The organism is Paenibacillus marchantiae (genome assembly GCF_028771845.1).
Taxonomy (GTDB): Bacteria; Bacillota; Bacilli; order Paenibacillales; family Paenibacillaceae; genus Paenibacillus; species Paenibacillus marchantiae.
In genome coordinates, this window is the sequence record NZ_CP118270.1 from 1,172,571 (window position 1) to 1,195,500 (window position 22,930).

Annotated in this window: 20 protein-coding genes, 1 pseudogene and 1 riboswitch; of the genes and pseudogenes, 19 read left to right on the top strand and 2 right to left on the bottom strand. The window is 47.2% G+C overall.

What is annotated here, in order from left to right; translation table 11 throughout:
- Positions 1 to 97: 97 nt before the first annotated feature.
- The gene (locus PTQ21_RS05310) at positions 98 to 352 is read right to left on the bottom strand and encodes an AbrB/MazE/SpoVT family DNA-binding domain-containing protein (protein ID WP_024633700.1); all 255 of its coding nucleotides are present in this window, start codon (positions 350 to 352) and stop codon (positions 98 to 100) included.
- A 319-nt stretch (positions 353 to 671) separates the two neighbouring features.
- On the opposite strand from PTQ21_RS05310, the gene PTQ21_RS05315 reads away from it, so the two are divergent.
- From PTQ21_RS05315 to PTQ21_RS05375, 13 genes are all read left to right on the top strand, one after another.
- Positions 672 to 1,952, top strand: a complete 1,281-nt coding sequence (locus PTQ21_RS05315; protein ID WP_274569064.1) for an HD domain-containing protein — start codon at positions 672 to 674, stop codon at positions 1,950 to 1,952.
- A gap of 328 nt (positions 1,953 to 2,280) precedes the next feature.
- Positions 2,281 to 3,051 carry a TatD family hydrolase gene (locus tag PTQ21_RS05320; RefSeq protein WP_197521513.1) on the top strand — a complete coding sequence of 257 codons (771 nt, stop codon included), beginning with the start codon at positions 2,281 to 2,283 and terminating at the stop codon, positions 3,049 to 3,051.
- Between the two features lie 241 nt (positions 3,052 to 3,292).
- Positions 3,293 to 3,546, top strand: a riboswitch (cyclic di-AMP (ydaO/yuaA leader).
- Between the two features lie 273 nt (positions 3,547 to 3,819).
- Positions 3,820 to 5,004, top strand: a complete 1,185-nt coding sequence (locus PTQ21_RS05325) for a resuscitation-promoting factor (RefSeq protein WP_063567543.1) — start codon at positions 3,820 to 3,822, stop codon at positions 5,002 to 5,004.
- Between the two features lie 156 nt (positions 5,005 to 5,160).
- The gene (gene rnmV, locus PTQ21_RS05330) at positions 5,161 to 5,706 is read left to right on the top strand and encodes a ribonuclease M5 (RefSeq protein WP_024633704.1); all 546 of its coding nucleotides are present in this window, start codon (positions 5,161 to 5,163) and stop codon (positions 5,704 to 5,706) included.
- A 4-nt stretch (positions 5,707 to 5,710) separates the two neighbouring features.
- Positions 5,711 to 6,613, top strand: a complete 903-nt coding sequence (rsmA, locus tag PTQ21_RS05335) for a 16S rRNA (adenine(1518)-N(6)/adenine(1519)-N(6))-dimethyltransferase RsmA (protein WP_274569066.1) — start codon at positions 5,711 to 5,713, stop codon at positions 6,611 to 6,613.
- A gap of 59 nt (positions 6,614 to 6,672) precedes the next feature.
- Positions 6,673 to 7,569: a sporulation peptidase YabG gene (gene yabG, locus PTQ21_RS05340; RefSeq protein WP_079697633.1), complete on the top strand. Its 897-nt coding sequence runs from the start codon at positions 6,673 to 6,675 to the stop codon at positions 7,567 to 7,569.
- A gap of 153 nt (positions 7,570 to 7,722) precedes the next feature.
- On the top strand, positions 7,723 to 7,998 hold the full coding sequence (gene veg / locus PTQ21_RS05345; protein ID WP_053778931.1) for a biofilm formation stimulator Veg: 276 nt from the start codon (positions 7,723 to 7,725) through the stop codon (positions 7,996 to 7,998).
- 223 nt (positions 7,999 to 8,221) lie between these two features.
- Positions 8,222 to 8,398 (top strand): small, acid-soluble spore protein, alpha/beta type, encoded by a 177-nt coding sequence (locus tag PTQ21_RS05350; protein ID WP_053778930.1) that lies wholly within the window; start codon positions 8,222 to 8,224, stop codon positions 8,396 to 8,398.
- 149 nt (positions 8,399 to 8,547) lie between these two features.
- Positions 8,548 to 9,402, top strand: coding sequence for a 4-(cytidine 5'-diphospho)-2-C-methyl-D-erythritol kinase (gene ispE, locus PTQ21_RS05355; protein ID WP_064641978.1), 855 nt, complete (start codon positions 8,548 to 8,550; stop codon positions 9,400 to 9,402).
- 98 nt (positions 9,403 to 9,500) lie between these two features.
- On the top strand, positions 9,501 to 10,328 hold the full coding sequence (purR, locus tag PTQ21_RS05360; RefSeq protein ID WP_064641410.1) for a pur operon repressor: 828 nt from the start codon (positions 9,501 to 9,503) through the stop codon (positions 10,326 to 10,328).
- Between the two features lie 188 nt (positions 10,329 to 10,516).
- Entirely contained in the window at positions 10,517 to 10,801 is a 285-nt protein-coding gene (gene spoVG / locus PTQ21_RS05365) for a septation regulator SpoVG (RefSeq protein WP_017691372.1), read from the top strand.
- Between the two features lie 392 nt (positions 10,802 to 11,193).
- Positions 11,194 to 12,585, top strand: coding sequence for a bifunctional UDP-N-acetylglucosamine diphosphorylase/glucosamine-1-phosphate N-acetyltransferase GlmU (glmU, locus tag PTQ21_RS05370; protein ID WP_420800371.1), 1,392 nt, complete (start codon positions 11,194 to 11,196; stop codon positions 12,583 to 12,585).
- A 101-nt stretch (positions 12,586 to 12,686) separates the two neighbouring features.
- Complete coding sequence (locus tag PTQ21_RS05375; RefSeq protein WP_017691370.1) at positions 12,687 to 13,640, top strand: ribose-phosphate diphosphokinase; 954 nt, start codon at positions 12,687 to 12,689, stop codon at positions 13,638 to 13,640.
- A gap of 109 nt (positions 13,641 to 13,749) precedes the next feature.
- On the opposite strand, the gene PTQ21_RS05380 is transcribed toward PTQ21_RS05375, so the two are convergent.
- Positions 13,750 to 13,950 carry a hypothetical protein gene (locus tag PTQ21_RS05380; protein ID WP_064641977.1) on the bottom strand — a complete coding sequence of 67 codons (201 nt, stop codon included), beginning with the start codon at positions 13,948 to 13,950 and terminating at the stop codon, positions 13,750 to 13,752.
- Between the two features lie 362 nt (positions 13,951 to 14,312).
- Between PTQ21_RS05380 and pth the strand changes: the two genes are divergently transcribed.
- The 6 genes and pseudogenes from pth to PTQ21_RS05410 all read left to right on the top strand — a co-directional run bounded on the left by pth (position 14,313) and on the right by PTQ21_RS05410 (position 22,886).
- Positions 14,313 to 14,873, top strand: a complete 561-nt coding sequence (gene pth, locus PTQ21_RS05385; RefSeq protein ID WP_063567548.1) for an aminoacyl-tRNA hydrolase — start codon at positions 14,313 to 14,315, stop codon at positions 14,871 to 14,873.
- A 98-nt stretch (positions 14,874 to 14,971) separates the two neighbouring features.
- A complete protein-coding gene (locus PTQ21_RS05390; protein ID WP_024633714.1) occupies positions 14,972 to 15,202 on the top strand; it encodes an anti-sigma-F factor Fin in 231 nt (76 codons plus the stop codon).
- A gap of 278 nt (positions 15,203 to 15,480) precedes the next feature.
- Positions 15,481 to 19,008, top strand: coding sequence for a transcription-repair coupling factor (gene mfd, locus PTQ21_RS05395; RefSeq protein WP_274569071.1), 3,528 nt, complete (start codon positions 15,481 to 15,483; stop codon positions 19,006 to 19,008).
- Positions 18,992 to 20,134, top strand: coding sequence for a peptidylprolyl isomerase (locus PTQ21_RS05400; RefSeq protein ID WP_274569072.1), 1,143 nt, complete (start codon positions 18,992 to 18,994; stop codon positions 20,132 to 20,134). The genes mfd and PTQ21_RS05400 overlap by 17 nt, the downstream gene beginning before the upstream one ends.
- Before the next feature lie 320 nt (positions 20,135 to 20,454).
- Positions 20,455 to 20,997, top strand: coding sequence for a stage V sporulation protein T (gene spoVT, locus PTQ21_RS05405; protein ID WP_024633717.1), 543 nt, complete (start codon positions 20,455 to 20,457; stop codon positions 20,995 to 20,997).
- A gap of 189 nt (positions 20,998 to 21,186) precedes the next feature.
- A pseudogene (locus PTQ21_RS05410) lies at positions 21,187 to 22,886 on the top strand (putative polysaccharide biosynthesis protein).
- Positions 22,887 to 22,930: the final 44 nt, after the last annotated feature.

The window sequence follows — 22,930 nt, forward strand, 5'->3', positions numbered from 1 at the left end:
ATACCTTCCAGCGGTGGGGTTCACACCGGGAAGGCGATCAAGGAATATAAAAAGGTTAGAAATAACAATTTAATAAGACCATTATACCTGATATTTCTTATTTTGTCACAGGTGCAGGGATTTCGGAAATACATTCGTTACAAACAATTTTACCTTTGAAATAAGTAACGTTCTCTGCATTGCCACAGAAGATACAAGCTGGTTCGTATTTTTTCAACATGATGCGCTCGCCGTCAACATAGATCTCAAGAGCATCTTTTTCACCAATACCGAGCGTACGGCGCAATTCGATTGGAATAACTACCCGTCCCAGTTCATCCACTTTTCTTACAATACCTGTTGATTTCATCATTATAATCAGTGCTCCTCTCAGCTAACGATCATTGTCATTATTCGACATTATTTTATGTTTTATGATACTCATCATACCAACGATTCCCAAAACAGTCAACCTTAAAATTAGCTTAAAATAAAGGCTGTTTTTGATAAGATTACGAGTGGTAAGGGATTGGAAGCCATTTTTCGTATTTAAACATCAATGTCATCTTTGTCGATTTGGAAAACGACAAAACTACCTTATTCGACAAGATTCGTCAAAGCCTGTCGAATCCTTGGTGGTATTATACTGAAAAGCGACAAATACAAACGATATTTTAAAGGAGTGAATAGACATGGAACAGCGTTTAACGGAAGAAAAGGTGTTTAAAGATCCGGTACATAATTATATCCATGTGCAAGATCCGATTATATGGCAGTTGATCAACACGCCCGAGTTTCAACGTTTACGCCGAATCCGTCAATTGGGAACTTCGTTTCTTACTTTCCATGGTGCAGAGCACAGCCGCTTCTCACATTCCTTGGGCGTCTACGAAATTACGCGTAAGATTATTTCCCAATTCGAAAGAAGTCACTATTCAGATTGGCCAAAGGAGGAAAAGACGGTAGCCCTTTGTGCAGCATTGCTCCATGATCTTGGACATGGGCCATTCTCTCACTCTATAGAAGAAGCTTTCGATATGAATCATGAGGATTGGACTTGTCGGATCATTACAGGTGATACCGAAGTAGGGGCGATCTTAAGACGGTATGCTCCTGATTTTCCCGAGAAAGTGGCTTCTGTTATTCAAAAAACGTATGAGCAACCTATTGTTGTTAATTTGGTTACCAGTCCGCTAGATGCGGACCGCATGGATTACTTGCTTCGGGATGCCTACTTTACAGGTGTAAACTATGGGACAATTGACCTTGACCGTATCTTGCGTATGCTGCGTCCATATCACGGACGAATTGTGGTCAAGGAGTCGGGCATGCACGCCGTGGAGGATTACTTGATGTCCAGGTACCAGATGTACTGGCAAATTTACTTTCATCCAGTTACCCGAAGTTCGGAAATTATATTGCGGCAAATATTTAAGCGGGCAAAAAGTCTCATACAGCAAGGTTTTCAATTCCGCTTCATGATTGATCCACTACCCCAGTTATTCGCTGGACATCTATCGGTGGATGAATATTTACAACTGGACGAAGCTTTGATTCAGACGGCATTTATGCAGTGGCGCAAAGAGGACGATGCTGTTCTGAGTGAGTTATGCGAACGATTTATAGATCGCAAATTATATAAGTATGTAGAGATTGAACAGATCGACGTAAACATGATTGAAGAGATTCGGGAAGCCTTCACTGTAGCCGGTCTCAATCCCGAGTATGATCTAGAAATTGATTTTCCAACGGATAATCCGTATGATGTGTTTCGTCCGGATGAATCCACGGACAAGCAGATTCTGCTGCTTGATCGGCAAGACAAGTTACATGAGTTGTCAGAGGTGTCCGACATTGTCCGTTCAATCAGTGGTCTTCATCGTGGAAAGCATCATTTGTATTATCCGCAAAATAAGGTGGATGCGATTGTTCATGAATTACCGTCCCATATACGCCCCTATTTCTCCCATTAAATGATGCGTAATGCTGTTCAAGAATCATGATGTAAAAAAGCTTTCGAAAAGAGCTATTTTTCATGATACAGTAATCTGCTTTAATGGAGAGTACATGTAGATCGACATAATTTTGTAATCAAAGTAATTAGAATACAACCCGATTGCCTAAAAATGAGCACATATAGATATGAAGGAACTTGTTCGTTCTACATGTTGTGCTCAACAAACAATGAAAGAAATATAAAAAAAACATGATCCAATTTAGTAATAGTTATGTTCTGGTTAAGACTGCAGGATGGATTAAAAAGAGATAGTCGTTTATTCGACATGAAGGGAGAAATACAGCATGATGTTGTTCGACACACATACACACCTGGATGCACCACAATTCGACGAGGACCGCGAGGAAATGATTCAGCGTGCTGTGGATGCAGGCGTTGGTCGCATGATTAATGTGGGCTTTAACCGGGAGACCATTCCAACCACGATGAAGCTGGCTGAAACCTATGATTTTATATATGCTGCCGTAGGCTGGCACCCAGTGGATGCAATCACAATGCAAGAGGGTGATCTGGAATGGATTGCATCTTTATGCAAGCATGAAAAAGTGGTAGCCATCGGTGAAATTGGTCTAGACTATTACTGGGACACTTCACCGAAAGAGGTTCAACATCGCGTATTACGACAACAGATTGGTCTTGCCCGTGAGTTGAATATGCCGATTGTCATTCACAACCGGGATGCGCATGAAGATATTGTAAAGATTCTGCGTGAAGAGAAAGCTGGAGAAGTAGGCGGTGTCATGCATTCCTTCTCTGGCAGCTGGGAAACGGCGAAAATGTGTCTGGATTTAGGCTTTCATCTTTCCTTCGGAGGGCCAATCACGTTCAAAAATGCAAAGCAACCCAAAGAGGTACTTGAGAAGGTTCCTATGGACCGATTTTTCATCGAAACGGACGCTCCTTATTTGACACCGCACCCTTATCGTGGAAAACGAAATGAGACAGCGCATGTACGTCTGGTTGCAGAAGCAGCTGCGGAAATTAAAGGCATTTCGATAGAGGAAATTGCAGCAATAACGACCAAAAATGCCATGGAACGATTTGGGATTCGTTAAAAGATCGAGAAAAACGGGTGAAAAAGTGAGTTAGGCGGAGTTAATTTGCTTTTTGATCCAAATAAATCAAGAATATTACAATATTTTAACCAAATATTTAGAAAAACGTACTTGAACAACGCTTTACAACATGCATAGAAACAGGATATCATCTTTTCAGTGAATTGTTGTGCGGAAAATTGGACAGATGTTCGGGGGATGAACAAAGGGACACTTTCCGATGAAACAACATTACTTTCATGAATCAGTCTCGCTGAGTCTCCGTTAACGGAGAGCGGGGGAACCAATAGGGCTTAAACATCGGTGATTGCAGCCGATGCGCAACATGCGTTGACCCAAAAGCAGCGTATGAATCTGCGAAGCCGTATTTGATTTCTTCTTTGGGTCTCGGGGTGAATTCAAGGGCGTCCGCCATGAGCGGATGACCGGAGATAGGGCGGCTCTCTTTCGCCCGAACCCGACAGCTAACCTCGCAAGCGGAAAAAGAGAGGCAACCTCGTGCATGAATTTCCGATATTCAGAATCATTCGGAAGCCACGAAAGAGTTCCTCTTAAACTCTTTCTTTGGCTTTTTTGTTTTTGAATAAAAGAAATACGGTCATCATACGGTAAGTATTCAGGAGGATGACATCATGTTGCGAAGATTGATTCATGGTGCAGAACCGGATTATGTTGGTCCGATCTGTGTTCTGTAGAAAATTTGGTATAGTCGCGTCAAAGACATCATGCATTACTTTAGACGGCGAGGCTATGAAGGAGGACGGAGAAGTGGGCACATTCCAACCAGAAGAGACCCATGAGTCACGATCATCCAGTAAGTCTTTCGCGTTGCGGTGGAAGCATGAGAACTTGCGTCAAATGGCATTGATCGCGATTTTCTCAATTGCGCTTACAATCATGATCTTGTTAGTCGTTTACGGTCAGGCCGGGAAACAAATTTCACTGGTTATTGATGGCAAAGCTCAAGCGGTAGAGACTCGTACAGGAATGCTTCAGGAAATGCTGGAGGAGCAGTCAATCACAGTCAGCCCTCACGATCAGGTATCCATGCCCTTGAATGGGGCGATCACAGATGGAGACCGCATCGTTATTGAGCGGGCCGTTCCAGTTAATATTACGGCAGACGGGGACACCAAGACTCTGTATACAACCGATTCATCGGTAAAAGATGCGATTAAAAAATCAGGTATTCAAATTGCAAGTGAAGACAAAGTATATCCGGCGCTTGGAACCACTATTGAAGCGGATATGAAAATCCGTGTAGTGCGGGTAACAAAGCGTACGGTGGAAGTGGAACATCCGATTGCTTATAAAGTGATCAAAACGGCTGACCCTAGCTTGTACAAAGGCGACAATCGTGTCGTTGTGAGTGGTAAAGAAGGCACACTTGTACAGCATATTGAAAAAGTGTTTCAGGATGGAGAATTGGTCTCCAAAAAAATGGTGGGTAAATCGGTCGCAACGAATCGCGTCGATAAAGTGATCGCCATTGGTACCAAAGCCAAACCTGTTGTGAAAGAGCCAGTGATTCAGACGGTATCGGCGCAGACTTCCACGACAAAAACAGCAACAACCACGAACTCGAAGAAAACCGCTGCCTCGGGCAGCAAAGTAATTACCGTCTCAGGCAGTTCTTTTAAATATTCAAAAGTGTTGAAAAATGTATCCATGACGGCATACTCTTCTGAAGAGCCCGGTATCGGCACAAAAACAGCATCAGGTACTCGGGTAACTGAGGGACGCACCATTGCGGTTGATCCCAAAATCATTCCGATTGGCTGGTGGGTGTATATCGAGGGCCTTGGCTTCCGTCGTGCGGAAGACACAGGTGGTGCCATTAAAGGCAACAAAATTGATGTGTATTATGATAGTGTGAAGCATGCCCTGAACTTCGGACGGAAGAAAGGCAAGACGGTATATGTGATTGGTCCGGTGAAGCCAGAAGCGAACTAAAATCGTTTTACTTTGAAATGGGAATGCTATAAAATATAAGCATGAATGATTCATGCGGAATATGCGGCGGAGGGGTCTGAATTCAGTCTCCCCCGCCGTTTGGCAGAGAAGAGGGATATTCCTCTTCTTTTTGCGTTAGAAAGGAAGAAATGGAACATGATAAAAGAAGTGATCGTGGTAGAAGGCCGTGACGATACCGTAGCCATTCGACGTGCGGTTCAGGCAGATACGATCGAGACCGGTGGGTCGGCCATCAACCAACGCATTCTAAAGCGGATTGCACTTGCTCAAGAGAGACGTGGTGTCATCGTACTGACAGACCCGGATCATGCTGGTGAACGTATTCGTAAAATCATCGCCAATAAAGTACCTGGTTGCAAGCATGCTTTCATTCCGGAGGCAGATGCTACGCGCAAAGGCGATATCGGAGTGGAGAACGCTTCACCGGAGGCGATTCGTCATGCATTAGCACGTGTACACACGTCATATGAAGGCGCACCAAGTTTGATCGATTGGGAGGATCTGATTGCGGCGGGACTGATTGTGCACCCACAGGCTGCTGCACGTCGTATGGAGATGGGCAATCTGCTGGGCATAGGTTATTGCAATGGCAAGCAGTTCCACAAGCGGTTGAGTGTATTCCAGATTACCCGGGAAGAGTTCTCCGAAGCATTATCGCAAATTGAACGTGAAGGATTGTGAGCGTATGAAAGGCATGGAAGAAACCGTAGAAATTGCAACACCCAAACGAACCAAAGAAATTATTCAAAGACACGGATTTTCATTCAAGAAGAGCCTGGGTCAGAACTTTCTGATCGATCAAAATATATTGAACAAAATTGTAAATGCAGCTGATCTGGACGAGTCCAAGGGCGCACTTGAGATCGGACCAGGGATCGGCGCACTCACAGAACGTCTGGCTCGGGTAGCCGGTCCTGTAACTGCTGTAGAGATTGATCAGCGATTGATCCCGATTCTGGGTGAAGTGATGCAGCCTTATCCAAACGTTCGTGTGCATCACGGGGATGTGCTGAGGCTGGATCTAGCTGAGTTGTTCCGCACCGATTTTGGAACGGTAGATAAAGTGAGTGTTGTGGCCAATCTGCCTTATTATGTAACGACGCCAATCATGATGAAGCTGCTCGAAGAGAAGCTGCCTGTAGACAGCATTGTGGTCATGATCCAGAAGGAAGTGGCTGAACGCATGGCTGCTGCACCAGGATCAAAGGACTATGGCAGTTTGAGCATTGCGGTTCAGTACTACAGTATGCCGGAATTGGTCTGTATTGTTCCGCCCACGGTCTTTATTCCACAGCCTAATGTGGAATCGGCTGTAATTAAGTTAAAGGTGCGTGAACAACCACCGGTTGAAGTTCCCGATGAGGCACATTACTTCGAAGTGGTACAGGCTTCCTTTGCGCAGCGTAGAAAAACCATCTCCAATAATCTGAAAGCCCGTTTCTTCACGAAGGAGAACAGAGAACAGGCTGATCAGTTGTTGGAGCAGGCCGGTATCCAGCCTTCAAGACGGGGAGAAACATTGAGCCTTCAGGAGTATGCGACACTCAGTACCGTAATGTGGGAAGCTGGGGTACGATCAGCTCTGTAAAATTCGGATGAACCAATCCGGGTTTCTGCCCATACGATGGGGTAGAGGTGATTATGTTGATGAATATCGGAGACTTGGTCGTTCGAAAGTCATACGGTGGAGATGTGACTTTCCGGTTGGAAGGCCTCCAGTCGGACGGTGCCATCATTAAAGGGACCGAGTTCCGGCTGTTAGCCGATTCCCCTGTGGACGATTTGATACAGGTTCCTTATGAACCGCAGAGTGCGAAGACGAGGCAGGCCCATGTGAAAGCACATCAGACGCTCTCACGCCTGCAGCAGAATCGAATGGAACAGGCCGAGCGGAATCGTGAAGGTTTAGTTCAGGAATGGTCAGTTCAACAAGAACCCGCTTATTTCGAGATGCCTGGCAAAGTGCTGCACTTGGATGGCGATCCTAATTATCTAAAAAAAAGCATGAACCTTTATGAGCAGCTTCGTGTTCCCGCAGAGGGTCAATATGTACACGAGTCTGCCATGGCGGACACTTTATATCGTCTGCTGCCCAAAGTGCGTCCGGATATCGTTGTCATTACTGGCCATGATGGGGTACTCAAGACCCGTCAGCCCTATGACTTATATAGTCTGGGAAGCTACAAGAATTCGCAGAACTTCGTATCCGCTATTCAGGTGGCTAGGCAATATGAACGTCATCTCGATGCGCTCACGATTGTAGCTGGCGCGTGTCAGTCCCACTTTGAGGCCTTGCTGCGGGCTGGAGCGAACTTTGCCAGTTCACCAGGACGAATTCTCATTCATGCCCTGGACCCGGTCTATGTGGCAGCTAAGGCAGCCTTCACGTCGGTGCGGGAAACGGTGAACATGAATGACATTTTGCATAACACGATTAGTGGTAGCCAGGGTGTGGGCGGTGTAGAGACACGGGGAAGTTATCGGGTAGGTCTGCCCGGATTGAACGATTTATCCACGTTAAAAGTGAATCCATCAGCCGTCTAATGATGGCAGAAGAAAGTCCCATTTAGGGGCTTTTTTTGTTTGCAAAAAAATTCATTGACAACAACTTTTTGATACTGATATAATAATTAGTTTTGATTTGACAATGACTGTAAAATCCGGTATAATGGACAAGAAAAGAGGTGGTCGTCGACAATGGCTAAAAATACGCTATTGGATATCAAACGCAATCTCGATGCACATATCGGTCAGAAAATTATGCTGCGGGCTAATGGTGGCCGCCGTAAGACCATTGAGCGTACGGGTGTATTGGAAGAAACGTACCCTTCTGTTTTTATTGTTAAGCTTGATGAGGAGCAAGAAACTTTCAAGCGAGTATCCTACAGTTATGCTGATATACTTACGGAATCGGTGGAAGTCATGGTATTTGATCCAGGCAGCCAGACGCATAGCTCCTACATGGAGACGTAAGTATCGATTTACGGCGATTCTGCCCCCTTGGGCAGGTCGCTTTTTTTATTTTTGCAATAATCCCGCTCGATTCATCGGAGAGGCATAGTTGATCAGGAATGAGTCTGGGGAAGAAGCGGCATACTATTTGGACAGGTTCAAGGCATTTTTCTTGGCCTGGGGGCAAATAGTCCCGGATACAAATGGACTTATCATGAATGAACTATTTCGAGGAGGATGACCCATGAGCCGGAGAAGAAGAAGTGTAATGTCGGATGAACTCAAGAATGAACTGGCAAAAGACCTAGGATTCTATGATACCGTCCAGCAGGAAGGTTGGGGCGGGATCAAAGCGAAGGATGCGGGCAATATGGTGAAACGGGCCATTCAACTTGCGGAAGAAGCGGCACGCAAATCGTAATCCGGTTCAATCGGTTTGGAGAGCGGGGCAATCCGGCAGGAATGACCTCGCTTTTTCCCCATGGATGCGGAATAGAAATGACTTGACAGCCCCATTTTGATATAATATGTTAAGTTGTCTTAGGGAAAAGGTGAGGACGGGTGAACGCCTTGAAAATTTACGAAAAAGCGCCTGCTAAAATCAATTTGATGCTAGACGTTTTACATAAAAGAAGAGATGGATTTCACGAAGTTGAGATGATCATGACGATGGTGGATCTTGCCGATCGACTGGAAATGTCTGAGCTGCCTCGTGACACGATCTTTATCTCCAGTCAGGCGGGATATATCCCCCTGGATGAGAAGAACTTGGCTTTTCAGGCAGCCAGGCTTATCAAAGAGCGTTACGACGTGAAAACCGGAGTTCATATTCATCTGGACAAAAAAATACCGGTGGCCGCCGGACTTGCTGGTGGCAGCAGTGATGCAGCAGCAACGCTGCGTGGATTGAATCGCCTCTGGCGTCTCAACATTCCGGATCAAGAGCTGCAGGAACTTGGAGCAGAACTGGGCTCGGATGTGCCTTTTTGCATTACAGGCGGAACAGCACTCGCCACAGGCCGTGGGGAGAAGCTGACACCAATTCCGAATCCCCCGCAATGTTGGGTGATCTTGGCCAAGCCGCCGATTAATGTGTCTACAGCCGATGTCTATGGACGTTTCCGCAGCGACAAGATTGTTCGTCATCCGAGTGCTGCCAAAATGGAGCAGGCCATTCGCAACCAATCCTTTGCCGAAGTGTGCGGGCAGATGGGGAATGTGCTTGAGGACGTAACGTTGAAGCTGTATCCGGAAGTTCAGCATCTGAAGGATGCCATGATTCGGCTTGGAGCAGACGGAGTATTAATGTCAGGTAGCGGTCCAACTGTGTTTGGACTGGTCTCTAAGGAGTCCAAGGTTGCTCGGATATACAATGGACTACGAGGCTTCTGTAAAGAAGTATATGCCGTACGTATGCTAACTTAAAATTCGCTTTTATAATGTACAAACACGTATAAAGGTGGTATATTTTTAAATAATTATTCGGATTTGGATGTTTTCCGTGATCGTGAGGATGGATCTCTGTGAAGAAATTAAAACGAAGCGCAAGGCTGGTTGAAATGACGCAGTACTTATTGTCTAGACCGCATACGGTTATTCCGTTGACCACATTTGCCGAACGCTATGGAGCTGCGAAGTCGTCGATCAGTGAAGATTTGGCGATTATCAAGGAAGTGTTCGAAGAAGGTGGTTCGGGAGAACTGCATACACTGGCTGGAGCAGCCGGGGGAGTAAAGTGGATTCCAAAGGTGTCCAGAGAACTGGCACTGGCTTTTGCAGAACGACTTTCTACCCAGCTGGCGCAGCCGGACCGGATACTCCCTGGTGAATATCTGTACATGTCCGACCTGCTTGGACAGCCCGCATTGATGAATGAAGCCGGCAAGATTTTTGCAACGGCCTTTGGCAATATGAATATTGATGTGGTGATGACGGTCGAAACCAAAGGGATTCCACTTGCTTATGCGACCGGAGCCCAGCTCAACCTGCCTGTAGTGCTCGTGCGCAGGGACCATCAGGCTACGGAAGGATCGGCCGTAAGTATCAATTATGTATCCGGGTCCCATAAAAGCCTACATACCATGTCCCTATCTCGCAGGGCAATGCGTGAGCACTCCAGAGTGCTCATTGTAGATGATTTTATGAAAGCTGGGGGAACCGTCCAAGGGATGATCGACCTATTGGCCGAGTTTAATGCCACGGTAGCCGGGGTAGGCGTATTAGTAGAATCCGGATCGGTTGATTCGGAGGAACGATTGCTGACGGATTATATATCTCTGGCGAAGCTGACGGCGGTTGATGCAAAGAGCAGACACATTTCCGTCAAGCCTGGCAACTATTTTGACCTGTAGAATCATGACGAATTACATGTCGGGAAAGGTTCTTTTCCATCGACCTGGCACTAACATTGTCGAATTGTGTATTAAATAAAAAAATTCCTGAAATTAGGACATTTTTGTGGTTATAAAAAGAAGGAGTTCGTATGTGCTGTGTGGAATTATACACCAAGTTCTGATGGAAAAAGGTGGTGAACACACACATGCAAATTACGGATGTCAGACTCCGCCGTGTTAACTCTGAGGGGAGAATGAAGGCTATCGCATCCATTACCATCGATAACGAATTCGTCGTTCATGACATTCGCGTCATCGATGGCAATAACGGAATGTTTGTTGCTATGCCGAGCAAGCGGACTCCTGACGGAGAATTCCGTGATATCGCCCACCCGATCTCTTCCGGTACTCGCGAGAAGATTCAAGCAGCTGTTTTGACTGAGTATGATCGCGCAGCAACTGAGGAAGAAGTCATTGAAGAAGGTGCCTGAGAACATTATTGGGGTTCGAAGGAAAAGAGAGCCATGTCTTATGGCTCTCTTTTCTTTTTGACCGGAATAAGATATATTCAGTATTGAGTTTATTCACAGAAGAGCATTTTCGCAGCTTAAATGTTGCAAAATGTTGAAAGAACAAAAAGCGCAGCGTGCGCTTGGTAACAGGGCGGCATCTAGGAATCATGGGAATCGGTTAAGCTCGCAAGTACACGGCGTATACATATAGGTCACGATTTGTTGGTGTCCGCGTTGTTACGCGTGATTACAGAGACAGCAGGCGATGAACAAGACCGGCGCAGGGCCGGCTGAACGTTACTCATCGGATATATACAGGTAAGGTCAGACGATGGGTTTTTCAGAACAGGAGGTCGTAAATTTTGAAAAGAATGGCAATCGTTCTTGCAGCAGGGCAAGGCAAACGGATGAAATCGAAATTGTACAAGGTACTGCATCCCGTATGCGGTAAACCGATGGTGGGTCACGTGCTGGATGCAGCTCTTCGCGCAGGCGTTGAACGCAGTGTCGTTGTGGTCGGTCACGGTGCCGAAGCGGTGCAGTCATTTTTGGGTTCCAGAGCAGAGTACGTGCTTCAGGCTGAACAATTGGGAACAGGACATGCGGTGAAGCAGGTTAAATCTCTGCTCGGCAGTGAAGCAGGGTCAACCATCGTTGTCTGTGGAGATACACCACTTGTGACCAGCGAGACGCTGGAAGGACTGATGAAACTCCATGAGAGCCGCGGAGCAGCAGCAACGGTACTCACAGCTGAACTGGACAATCCCAAAGGGTACGGCCGCGTTATTCGCGGAGAAGATGGTTCTGTACAGCGCATTGTGGAACAGAAGGATTGCACGGAGCAGGAAGATGCTGTGAACGAGATCAACACAGGTACGTACTGCTTCGATAATGCTAAGTTGTTCGCTGCGCTGGAGAAAGTGACGAACCAGAATGCTCAGGGAGAGTATTATCTCACTGACGTGGTTGGCATTTTCCGTAATGATGGAGAAGTGGTGGAAGCCTACATGTCAGATGACATCGCGGAATCCATCGGAGTTAATGATCGACTTGCTCTTTCACAAGCAGAAGCGTTCATGCGTGAACGTTTGGCGGTAAAACATATGTTGAACGGTGTTACAATCATCGATCCGGCATCGACATATATCGGGGCGGATGTTACCATTGGATCAGATACAGTATTGTATCCGGGTACCATACTCAAAGGTACAACTACCATTGGTGAAGCATGCCATATTGGTCCTCAGGCAGATGTGGAAGACAGTATCATTCAGGATGGGGTTACAATTAAGCATTCTGTACTGTCACAAGCCGAGGTTGGATCAGAAGCAACTGTAGGTCCATTTGCTTATTTGCGTCCAGGTACCAAACTGGGCCGTAAAGTAAAAATTGGTGACTTTGTTGAAGTGAAAAATGCTACAATTGATGAAGGCTCCAAAGTATCTCATCTCAGTTATATTGGGGATGCTAAAGTAGGGAAAAACGTAAATGTTGGATGCGGGGCAATAACGGTGAATTATGATGGATATAATAAAGCTGTAACGACGATTGAAGACGATGCGTTCGTAGGTAGCAATGTCAATCTGATTGCACCTGTCACGGTAGGAAAAGGCGCATATGTTGTTGCGGGCTCTACCGTTACCCATTCAGTTCCCGACAATGATCTCGCGATTGCCCGCCCACGCCAGGAGAACAAACCTGGATATGCGGAGAAAATCCGTAGTCGTGCCAAAGCCAAGAAACAAAATGCCAAACCCGAATAAGGGGTATTGATATTAAGAATTGCCTCCCGAACATCGGGGGGTGCCGACATGTCGCAGACGCTTATAGATTCCAATGAACCAGCACGGAGGGTTTTTATTTTATGACTTATTTTGATTCGAAATTAAAAATATTTACTTGCAATTCTAACCCCAAGCTTGCCCATCAAATTGCTGATTATATCGGAATTCCTATGGGTGAATCTCACACAACTAGCTTTAGTGATGGTGAGATCCAAGTGAAACTCTCTGAGAGTGTTCGGGGCTGTCACGTTTATATCGTGCAGTCTACTTGCTTGCCGGTTAATGACAACCTGATGGAAATGCTCGTTATGATTGATGCACTTAAACGGGCATCTGCCAAGACGATTAACGTCGTTATTCCGTACTATGGCTATGCTAGACAGGACCGTAAGGCCCGTTCGCGTGACCCGATTACAGCCAAACTGGTTGCCAATCTGATCGAAAAAGCGGGTGCAACCCGTGTAATCGCGATGGACTTGCATGCAATGCAGATTCAAGGATTCTTCGATATTCCGGTTGATCATCTGCTCGGCGTGCCGATTTTGGCTCAATATTTCCGCTCGAAACAGATCGAAAATCCGGTTGTTGTATCGCCTGACCACGGCGGCGTAGTACGCGCTCGGAAACTGGCGGACTTCCTGAATGCACCTCTCGCAATTATCGACAAACGTCGTCCAGAGCCGAACGTCAGCGAAGTGATGAACATTATCGGTAACATCGAAGGTAAAACAGCAATTCTGATCGATGACATCATTGATACGGCGGGAACGATTGTATTGGGAGCGAATGCTCTGATGGAAGGCGGCGTGAAGGAAGTATACGCTTGCTGTACTCACCCAGTATTGTCCGGACCTGCGATGGAACGCTTGGAGAATGCACCACTGAAGGAAGTTATCGTAACGGATACCATTCCGATTACGCATGCTAACCCGACAAGCAAACTTAAAGTGTTGTCTGTAGCACCTTTGCTCGGAGAAGCCATTATCCGGGTTCATGAGGAATTGTCAATCAGCAAGCTGTTTGAAATTGAATAAGGATGTCTGCATAAAGTAGTAGAGGGGTTACGTTTTCCGGATCAATGGAAAATGTAACCCCTGTCGGCGTTCCGTTATATTGGAAGTGAAGCAGTTGCCTGCCGGATTTCTAGTATCCGGGGCGGGAGATAAAACGGAACCGGCGCCGATGAAAAAGAGTGTCGGCAATTTCGACAAATTGATTATCGAAACGTGTGATTAGTCCGATCTCAATATGGGTGTCGCGGTCATATACCTGTACAGGTATATGATATTCCAGATGATAGATAAAATCGCTATGTTGAGTCAGTTGTCCGTTGTCTTCGCGCAAAACCCGCTCACCTTCCTGGGTTGATGAATAAAAGCTGTAAAAATAATATAAGTTGAACTGACGTTTACACCAAAACGGAGAGTGCAGAATCAATCTGAAGAAGCGGAGCGTGCGCCTGAAAGCTTTCTGCAAGAATGCTACTTCGGAAGCATAGGCTATCACCGGATTTTTCCCTTGGATCAAGAGATTAAATAAAATCTGGGGATAAGAGCGATCGAAAGATGGTACTGCTATCGGAGTGATTAGGTGTAATTATCGTTCAAATTATATAACCAATTCGAATCTCACTTTGTTGATATTATATGAAATATAACATTCGAAGTCTATGCTTCACCTTAGGCTGATCCAAAGGAGGGAACAAGATGAAGTGGATTGTCGGCCTCGGAAATCCAGGCCCGAACTACGCTAAAACCCGTCATAATATTGGCTTTATGGCACTTGATCGACTTGCAGAGCGCCATAATATTTCCATAACGCAGAGCAAATGCAAGGCGCTGATTGGAGAAGGTGTAATTGGTGGCGTCAAAACGGTGCTGATTAAACCAATGACGTTTATGAACCTGTCCGGTGAGTCGGTAAGGGCTTATATGGACTTTTATAAAGTTAGTCTGGAAGACCTGATTGTCGTCTACGACGACATGGACACAGAAACAGGCAAAGTCAGATTGCGTTACCAGGGCAGTGCAGGTGGTCACAATGGAATCAAATCCATTATCCAGCATACCGGTACACAGCAGTTTAACCGGGTACGGATGGGAATATCCCGACCAGAACCGGGACATGCCATTGTAGACTACGTGCTGTCGAAGTTTATGAAGAACGAAAAGGAAGCGCTCGATCAAACGATCGAACAGACCTGTGATGCATTGGAATATAGTCTGGATCATACGTTTGAGCAGACGATGGCCAAGTTCAACGGATGAACCGCTGCAAGTGACACTGGAAAAATGATCAAGATTCGGGTTCGATTCGGTCTTAATGGGCATACTGGACGTATAAACCATGTTCAGGAGGCATAAACATGTCAGTGAATTATGTGTGTAGGCATTGCCGTACTTTTATTGGACGAATCGATTCTGCCCGGATAACGGAAGCGCAATTGGGCTTTCATTTCTTGACCCCCGACGAGCGGAGGGATATAATAGCGTATAATTCCGGTGGCGATATAACCGTTCGGATTACATGTGATTATTGCAAAGAAGCTCTGGAGTTCAATCCTGAGCTGAGCCTGCTTGCGAGTCCGCTTCAATAATTAACTCGCCCGCAGCAAGAACTTATGACAGATGATGGCGGCTGCGGAATACCGCTCCACCTTTATAGCCTTGGCAGCCTGCTGAGGCTTCTTTTCAGTTGGGATGAAACCAGACTATATCCAAATTAGCCCCCAGCCACATCAAACGGATGTGGCAAAGTAGCGATTAATCCTTTATGATGAAACAGGACAAAAAGGAATTTGTATCCAATTTTTAATGTGGTGAACCTGCGCGCATGCGTGAGATACTCAAGTAAGTTATAAGAGAGGTGCCCCTTTTGTTACAAGCACTTATACAGGCTTTTTCCAAAGATCCGGACTTCGGGTCCATTACGGCCGGGATTACATCCGGCATGAAAGAGCAATTGGTTTCGGGCTTATCCGGTTCGGCGCGTCAGATTATGCTGGCTGCTCTACATCAGGAAATGAACAGACCCCTGCTCGTTGTGACACACAATATGTTTTCCGCTCAAAAAATCGCAGAAGATTTACAGGAAGCGCTTTCACCTGGTCAGGTGTTGCTCTATCCTGCCAACGAACTTGTTGCCGCTGAAGCTGCTGTTTCCAGTCCGGAAACATTGGGTCAGCGTATTGACGTGTTGGTCCGTTGCGCCCAGGGATTTAGGGGCGTTGTTGTTATCCCGTTTTCCGGGGTACGGCGCTATGTTCCACTTCCAGAAGTGATGGCTAATGCTCAGATTACAATTAAACAAGGCAATACGCTGGAGCTCGATGCATTCCTGCTGGAGATGGTGAAGCTCGGATATGAACGTGTAGAGCGTGTAGAATCACGCGGTGAGATGAGCGTGCGTGGAGGAATTATTGATTTCTATCCAGTCACATCGTCCATTGCGTATCGTGTGGAATTATTCGACGATGAGATCGATTCCATTCGTACATTTGATCCTGCAGATCAGCGTTCCATTGAACGAATTGACGAAGTAACGGTTTTGCCGTGCAAAGAGTTAATTGCAGATCGTGAACGTATGGAGAAGGCTGCGGATGCGGCCGTTATTTTGCTTGACCAACAGTTGGAGAAAATGACGGACCGGCAGGCGAAGCTGCGTCTGCGAGAAGAAATTCATCGCGAGATCGAACTTCTGCGGGAGCATGTGTATTTCTCCGAAATGTATAAATATATTTCACCGCTCTATCCGGAAAACAAGACGATCTACGACTACATGCCAGAAGATACGTTGCTTGTACTCGACGAGCCAGCAAGGCTCGCGGAGACGTCGAAACAGCTTGACCGAGATGAGTCGGAGTGGAATCTGCATTTGATGCAAAACGGGAAGACCCTTCCAGACCTGCATCTGTCGGCTGATGGGGATGATCTGATATATGAACGTCCATTCCAGACGCTGTTTATGTCCATCTTTTTGCGTCAGGTTCCTCATACCCAGCCGCAGAATATCCTCAACTTTATCAGCCGTGGAATGCAGGACTTCCATGGACAGATGAACGTGCTCAAAGCAGAGATGGAGCGCTGGCAGAAAGCCGGAGTTCAGGTGCTCATGCTGGCTAACGGTGAGGAAAGACTCGATCGAATGCGCCGGGTACTCATGGACTATGATATCCCTGAGCCGGAGATGCTTATTGGCAACCTGCAAACCGGTTTTGAGATGCCTTCTATTCATCTGGCTGTCGTTACCGAAGGCGAGATGTTCTCACAGAAGCAGCGCAAAGTACGCAAACCGATTCGCAATGTGGACAATGCTGAACGAATTAAATCCTATAGTGAGCTGAAAGTGGGCGATTATGTCGTTCATCAGAATCACGGGATTGGTAAGTATCTCGGGATCGGTACACTTGAGGTCGGCGGTATTCACAAGGACTACATGCATATTCTCTATGCAGGTGGAGACAAACTGTCTGTACCGATTGAGCAGATTGATCTAATTCAGAAATATGTCGGTTCGGAAGAGAAAGAGCCGAAAATATATAAGCTGGGCGGCAATGAGTGGACACGGGTTAAAAATAAAGTCCGCACATCTGTACAGGATATTGCTGATGATCTAATCAAGCTTTATGCGGAACGTCAGACGTCAAAAGGTTTTGGCTTCGACAAAGACTCTGCGGAACAGCAGGAGTTCGAGGACATGTTCCCTTATGATGAGACACGTGATCAGGTGCGTGCCATCGAAGAAATCAAGAAGGATATGGAACAAAATCGCCCGATGGACCGTTTATTGTGTGGGGATGTCGGTTACGGCAAAACCGAGGTCGCGATCCGTGCTGCATTTAAAGCTGCCATTGAGGGGAAACAGGTTGCTGTATTAGTCCCTACAACCATTTTGGCGCAGCAGCATTATGAAACGTTCCGTGAGCGTTTCTCCGGTTATCCATTCAACATTCATGTACTTAGCCGATTCCGTTCACGTAAAGAACAGAACGAGACGGCCAAAGGCATTAAGGCAGGCACCGTCGATATCGTCATCGGTACCCATCGGTTGTTGTCACAGGATCTAGTCTTCAAGGATCTTGGCCTGTTAATTGTAGATGAAGAGCAGCGCTTCGGTGTAACGCACAAGGAAAAACTGAAAAAGCTGAAAACAAACGTGGACGTGCTGACACTGACAGCAACGCCGATTCCGCGTACCCTTCACATGTCCATGCTGGGCGTTCGGGATCTGTCGGTTATTGAGACTCCGCCAGAAAACCGTTTTCCGGTACAGACGTATGTCGTTGAACACAGTCAGGCACTTGTTCGTGAAGCGATTGAACGTGAATTGGCTCGTGGCGGTCAGGTCTACTACTTGTATAACCGTGTTCAGGGAATTCAGGAGATGGCTGCGGAAATTTCCGAATTGGTGCCTGAGGCCAAGGTTGGTGTGGGACATGGCCAGATGTCGGAAACGGAGCTGGAGAAGACCATTCTGGACTTCCTGGATGGTGAGTACGACGTACTTGTCAGCACTAGCATCATCGAGACTGGGGTAGATATTCCTAACGTAAATACTCTGATCGTGCATGACGCGGACAAAATGGGGCTCTCCCAGCTGTACCAGCTTCGTGGACGGGTGGGACGTTCCAACCGGATCGCGTATGCCTATTTCACGTACCAACGGGACAAAGTGCTGACCGAAGTTGCTGAGAAACGTCTGCAATCGATTAAGGAATTCACCGAACTGGGTTCGGGATTCAAGATCGCGATGCGTGATTTGTCGATCCGCGGCGCGGGTAATCTGCTCGGAGCTGAACAGCACGGCTTTATTGCGTCTGTCGGATTCGATCTATATTCTCAGATGCTGGCAGAGGAAATTAACAAACGCAAAGTTACGATGCTCGGCGAAGAGCCGGTGCCATCCGATCAGTGGAACACAACACTGGATCTCAGTATCGATGCGTACTTGCCGTCTGATTATATTTATGACAGTATTCAGAAGATTGAAATTTATAAAAAAGTGGCGGTTATTGCCTCCTTCGACGATGCAATGGAACTGGAAGACGAATTGGTTGACCGATTCGGAGATCTGCCGGAAGCCGTGATCAATCTGCTGGCGGTGGCCAGAATGAAAGTCTATGGCAAGATCTACGGTATTGAATCAATCTCCCAACGCGGAGATGATCTTACAGTGAAATTCTACGAAGGCCGAGAACATGCATTTGAGCTCTCAAAAATCGCACACATTGGAAATCAGTTCGAAAGACGTGTACAATTTGAACAAGGACCCCATATGCTTATTCATGTCAAGGGCAAAGGGCTTGGGGACAAGCAACTGATGGAGCTGGTAGAGAAATTTCTGGAGTCCATGAAAAGTGCTTTTAAATCAAAGGGGGAACTAAAGGATGTTAGCAAAGTATAAAAAAGTAGGGAAAGTACTGTCTGTGAGTATGGTAGCAGTACTGTCCTTATCACTGCTTGCTGCTTGTGGCAAGAAGGAAGAAGCGAAAACAGAACCGAAGGATACAAGTGCTGTAGTCGCTACGTATGATGGCGGTACAATTACAGCCAATGAATTCGACATGGAGCAACGGGTCATGAAATTCCTCTATCCGGAATATGCACAAATGATGGATATGGATGATTTCAAGGAGTACCTGGTAAAACAGGAAGTTGCTTATGAATATTTGAGTGGAAAAGCAAGTGATGCAGCCAAAACCGAGGGTGCCAAAACAGCGACAGAGCAATTCGACAAAATGAAAGCTTCTGTTCAAGCTGACCAATGGACTGAGATGCTGAAAGCTCAGAATCTGACAGACCAGAACATTAAGGATTACATGACTCGCATCATGACGGTAATTAAGGACAAAGAAACGGGCGTTACTGAAGATGCGATTAAAGCTGAATTTGAGAAAAATAAAGATCAGTTCACAACGGCGTCTGTTCGTCATGTACTGATCAATTTCACTGATCCAAAAACGCAAAAAGAGCGTAAAAAGGAAGATGCTCTGAAACTTGCGAAAGAAGTGAAAGCGAAATTGGACGGCGGAGCAGACTTTGCTGAAATCGCGAAGAAATACTCCGAAGATACAGGTTCTGCAGAAAAAGGCGGCTTGTATGAAGATACACCTGTAGCCAGCTGGGTAGATGCGTTCAGAGAAGCGGCCAAAACACTGCCATTGAACAAAATCAGTGATCCAGTAGAGACTGAATATGGTTATCACATCATGAAAGTAGAAAAACGTACAGAAGCGGACTACACGAAATTGACTGCTGAACAAAAAGAAACACTCAAAAGTCAATTGGCCGCTGCTGAGATCGACACATTCATGACCAGTGAACTGGACAAAATCGTTAAAGAAGTAAAACTGCCGAAAACAGACAAAGCTGAAGAAGGCACAACTGAAGGCACAACCGGTACAGGAACGGAAAAAGGTACTGAGGGTGAAAAAACCGATGCGGGTACGGATACCAAAACGGATCAAGGAACAACTGGAACCGACAAAGATACAACAACAGGTGAAGGTACAGATACAAGCGGTAAGTAAGATAGCGAGTGCATACATTCAGCAAATACGTTTGTCTGGATGATACACTGAACGCTTCTAATATGGACAACCATACAGAAAAGCAAGGGGGGGGACTTAAGGCCTCCCTCTTGCTTTTCCTTGTATCTATAGAGCAAAGTGGGTACATGGTCGCCTTCTGTGGAAGTTTACACAACTATATTCTCCAAAGTATGTATAAGGAAATGGGAACAGATGAATACTATGGTCAAGATATCACACTAAACGTTCTGGGACTTTCCTCTACCCATTAAGGAACAGTAGTTGAAAAATCTTCTCGAGAAAGTGGGGCAACATGTGAAATGAAAGCTACTGGTATTGTCCGCCGTATAGATGACCTCGGTCGAGTGGTCATTCCGAAAGAAATCCGCCGTACGTTACGTATCCGTGAAGGCGATCCACTTGAGATTTTTGTGGACCGCGATGGAGAGGTTATTCTTAAAAAATACTCGCCGATTGGCGAACTTGGTGATTTTGCCAAAGAATATGCAGAATCGCTGTATGAAAGTACAGGCCATGTAACGATGATCTCTGATCGTGATACGATTATTACCGTGGCAGGTGGCTCCAAGAAAGAGTATCTGGACAAGCAGGTAGGTCCTTTGCTGGAGAGTTGTATGGAAAACCGGAAGACGATTTTGGAGACCAACAATGGTTCTTATGAGCTTAGCAAAGATCATGACGAGACGTTATCGTCTTTTGTTATTGCCCCGATCATTTCAGGTGGTGACCCCATCGGAACGGTTATCCTTTTCAACAAGGATGAATCGGTGAAGATGTCTCAGATGGAAATTAAAATGTCTGAGACAGCTGCCGGGTTCCTTGGCAAACAGATGGAGCAATAAATAGCAGATCAACTCCTGGTGCCCAGAGGGCAACCAGGAGTTTTTGCATTTTAGGGAAGCTGTAGATAGTGTGGATGATGTCCTGAAGTGCATGGTGTCTTGAAGGGTTAGTCTGTGCGCCTTGGGACAGGTATAATAGCTAGGTATACTTTGAAGGAATGAATGCACGGACATACGCAGGAGGGACATATGAAACAGTTGTCTACAGGCTCAAGATTGCTTCAGGGCGCATTTGTGCTTGGGCTTGCCGCCATTATATCCAAAATCATTGGTGCTTTTCAGAAGATTCCGCTACAGAATCTGGGGGAGACGGTGTTTTTGGCATCTACAATACGGTGTACCCGTTCTATATGCTCACCATTACCATTGCTGCTGCAGGGCTGCCTGTGGCTGTATCCAAATTCGTAGCCGAGCAGAATGCTCTTGGCCGACCGGAGGAGGGCAGACGGGTTATACGTTTGTCCTCGATTCTGCTCGGTGGAATTGGACTGGCACTGGCTTTGTTGATGTATATAGGTGCACCGCTTATTGGAGATCTGATTGGAAATGGAAGTGTCGTACCGTCCATTCGTACAGCTTCAATGGCATTGTTGTTTGTACCGGTGATGACAGGCTTGCGCGGATATTTTCAGGGGTTGCAGCAAATGGTGCCTACGGCGGTATCCCAGGTGGTAGAGCAAACTGTTCGGGTCACGGTGATGATTGTTCTGTTGTTGTGGCTCATGGGACGGGACGCTTCATTGGAGACCATTGCAGCTGGAGCCATGATCGGTTCAGTGGCAGGAGGGTTTGCCGGGTTAGTTACGATGCTTGGATATGTGTACCATCATCGACGGAAAAATGGGGAAAGGCTCGCTGTTATGAAAAGTACTGAGACAGCTGAGCAAATGGAGAAAACCAAAGAACACCGAAGCGGGGGGAGCAGCCTTCTGTCTGAGGAGCGGCGATCCAACGGTGAGTGGATGCGGACGCTACTGATCTATGCCATTCCGGTTTGTCTCGGATCACTGGCTGTGCCATTGATGAATTTGGTGGATACCTTTACGGTACCCCGACTGCTAAGACGAGAAGGGTTGGATGAGCTTCAATCTATGGTGTCCTTCGGGATTTACAACCGGGGCTTGCCGCTGGTTCAGTTGGTGACGATGCTTGCCACGTCGCTGTCTGTGCTCTTTATTCCGGCGATGGCCGAAGCCAGGCTGAAAGGCGGGCCAGAAGCCGTGAGGCAGCAAGCAGGCCTTGCGCTGCGCTGGTTCTGGTTGATCGGCCTGGCGGCATCCGCAGGTCTAGCGGTGCTGGCAGAGCCGATTAACCGCATGCTGTACGGCGATGCCGCAGGCACCGAAGCTCTGCGGTACATGGCGCTGACGGCTGCGGGCAGCACCGTCAGCATTATCGCGGCGGCGCTGCTGCAAGGCCTCGGCGCCGTGCGCGCACCCGCGTTCAGCATGCTGGCCGCCGCAGGCGTCAAGGCGCTGCTGAACGTCTTGCTTGTGCCGGCGCTGGGCATCAGCGGCGCGGCCCTGGCAGGCGCAGTCGCCTACATGCTGGCGGCTGGCCTGAATGTGGCGCTGCTGGCGCGACTTGTCGCCATGCGCCCGGCCCCGGGCGCCGTTCTGGCGAAGCCGGCGCTGGTGATCGCCGCCATGAGCCTGGCGGCGGCAGGCACGGCCTGGGCCGCCGAAGCAGTGCTCGGCGGCATCGGTATCGCGGCCGATCGTAGGCTGGCCGCGATGGGCGTGAGCCTGCTAGGCATAGCCGCAGGCTCGGCCGTGTTCTTGCTGGCCGCGGCCCGGACGAGGCTGCTGAGCGCCGCAGAGCTGGCGGCCGTGCCCAAGCTGGGGCCGTTGCTGGCGAAGCTGCTGCGCAGACTGCGTGTGCTGCGCTAACCCTCGCGTTGCGCTGCTACAGTTAGCGCTACGTCAGCCATTCA

Bases quoted from the DNA above. Each gene is read 5' to 3' on its own strand.
- PTQ21_RS05310 (WP_024633700.1), bottom strand. From the start codon at position 352: ATGATGAAATCAACAGGTATTGTAAGAAAAGTGGATGAACTGGGACGG.
- PTQ21_RS05315 (WP_274569064.1), top strand. From the start codon at position 672: ATGGAACAGCGTTTAACGGAAGAAAAGGTGTTTAAAGATCCGGTACAT.
- PTQ21_RS05320 (WP_197521513.1), top strand. From the start codon at position 2,281: ATGATGTTGTTCGACACACATACACACCTGGATGCACCACAATTCGAC.
- rnmV (WP_024633704.1), top strand. From the start codon at position 5,161: ATGATAAAAGAAGTGATCGTGGTAGAAGGCCGTGACGATACCGTAGCC.
- rsmA (WP_274569066.1), top strand. From the start codon at position 5,711: ATGAAAGGCATGGAAGAAACCGTAGAAATTGCAACACCCAAACGAACC.
- yabG (WP_079697633.1), top strand. From the start codon at position 6,673: ATGAATATCGGAGACTTGGTCGTTCGAAAGTCATACGGTGGAGATGTG.
- veg (WP_053778931.1), top strand. From the start codon at position 7,723: ATGGCTAAAAATACGCTATTGGATATCAAACGCAATCTCGATGCACAT.
- PTQ21_RS05350 (WP_053778930.1), top strand. From the start codon at position 8,222: ATGAGCCGGAGAAGAAGAAGTGTAATGTCGGATGAACTCAAGAATGAA.
- spoVG (WP_017691372.1), top strand. From the start codon at position 10,517: ATGCAAATTACGGATGTCAGACTCCGCCGTGTTAACTCTGAGGGGAGA.
- glmU (WP_420800371.1), top strand. From the start codon at position 11,194: ATGGCAATCGTTCTTGCAGCAGGGCAAGGCAAACGGATGAAATCGAAA.
- PTQ21_RS05375 (WP_017691370.1), top strand. From the start codon at position 12,687: ATGACTTATTTTGATTCGAAATTAAAAATATTTACTTGCAATTCTAAC.
- pth (WP_063567548.1), top strand. From the start codon at position 14,313: ATGAAGTGGATTGTCGGCCTCGGAAATCCAGGCCCGAACTACGCTAAA.
- PTQ21_RS05390 (WP_024633714.1), top strand. From the start codon at position 14,972: ATGTCAGTGAATTATGTGTGTAGGCATTGCCGTACTTTTATTGGACGA.
- PTQ21_RS05400 (WP_274569072.1), top strand. From the start codon at position 18,992: ATGTTAGCAAAGTATAAAAAAGTAGGGAAAGTACTGTCTGTGAGTATG.
- spoVT (WP_024633717.1), top strand. From the start codon at position 20,455: ATGAAAGCTACTGGTATTGTCCGCCGTATAGATGACCTCGGTCGAGTG.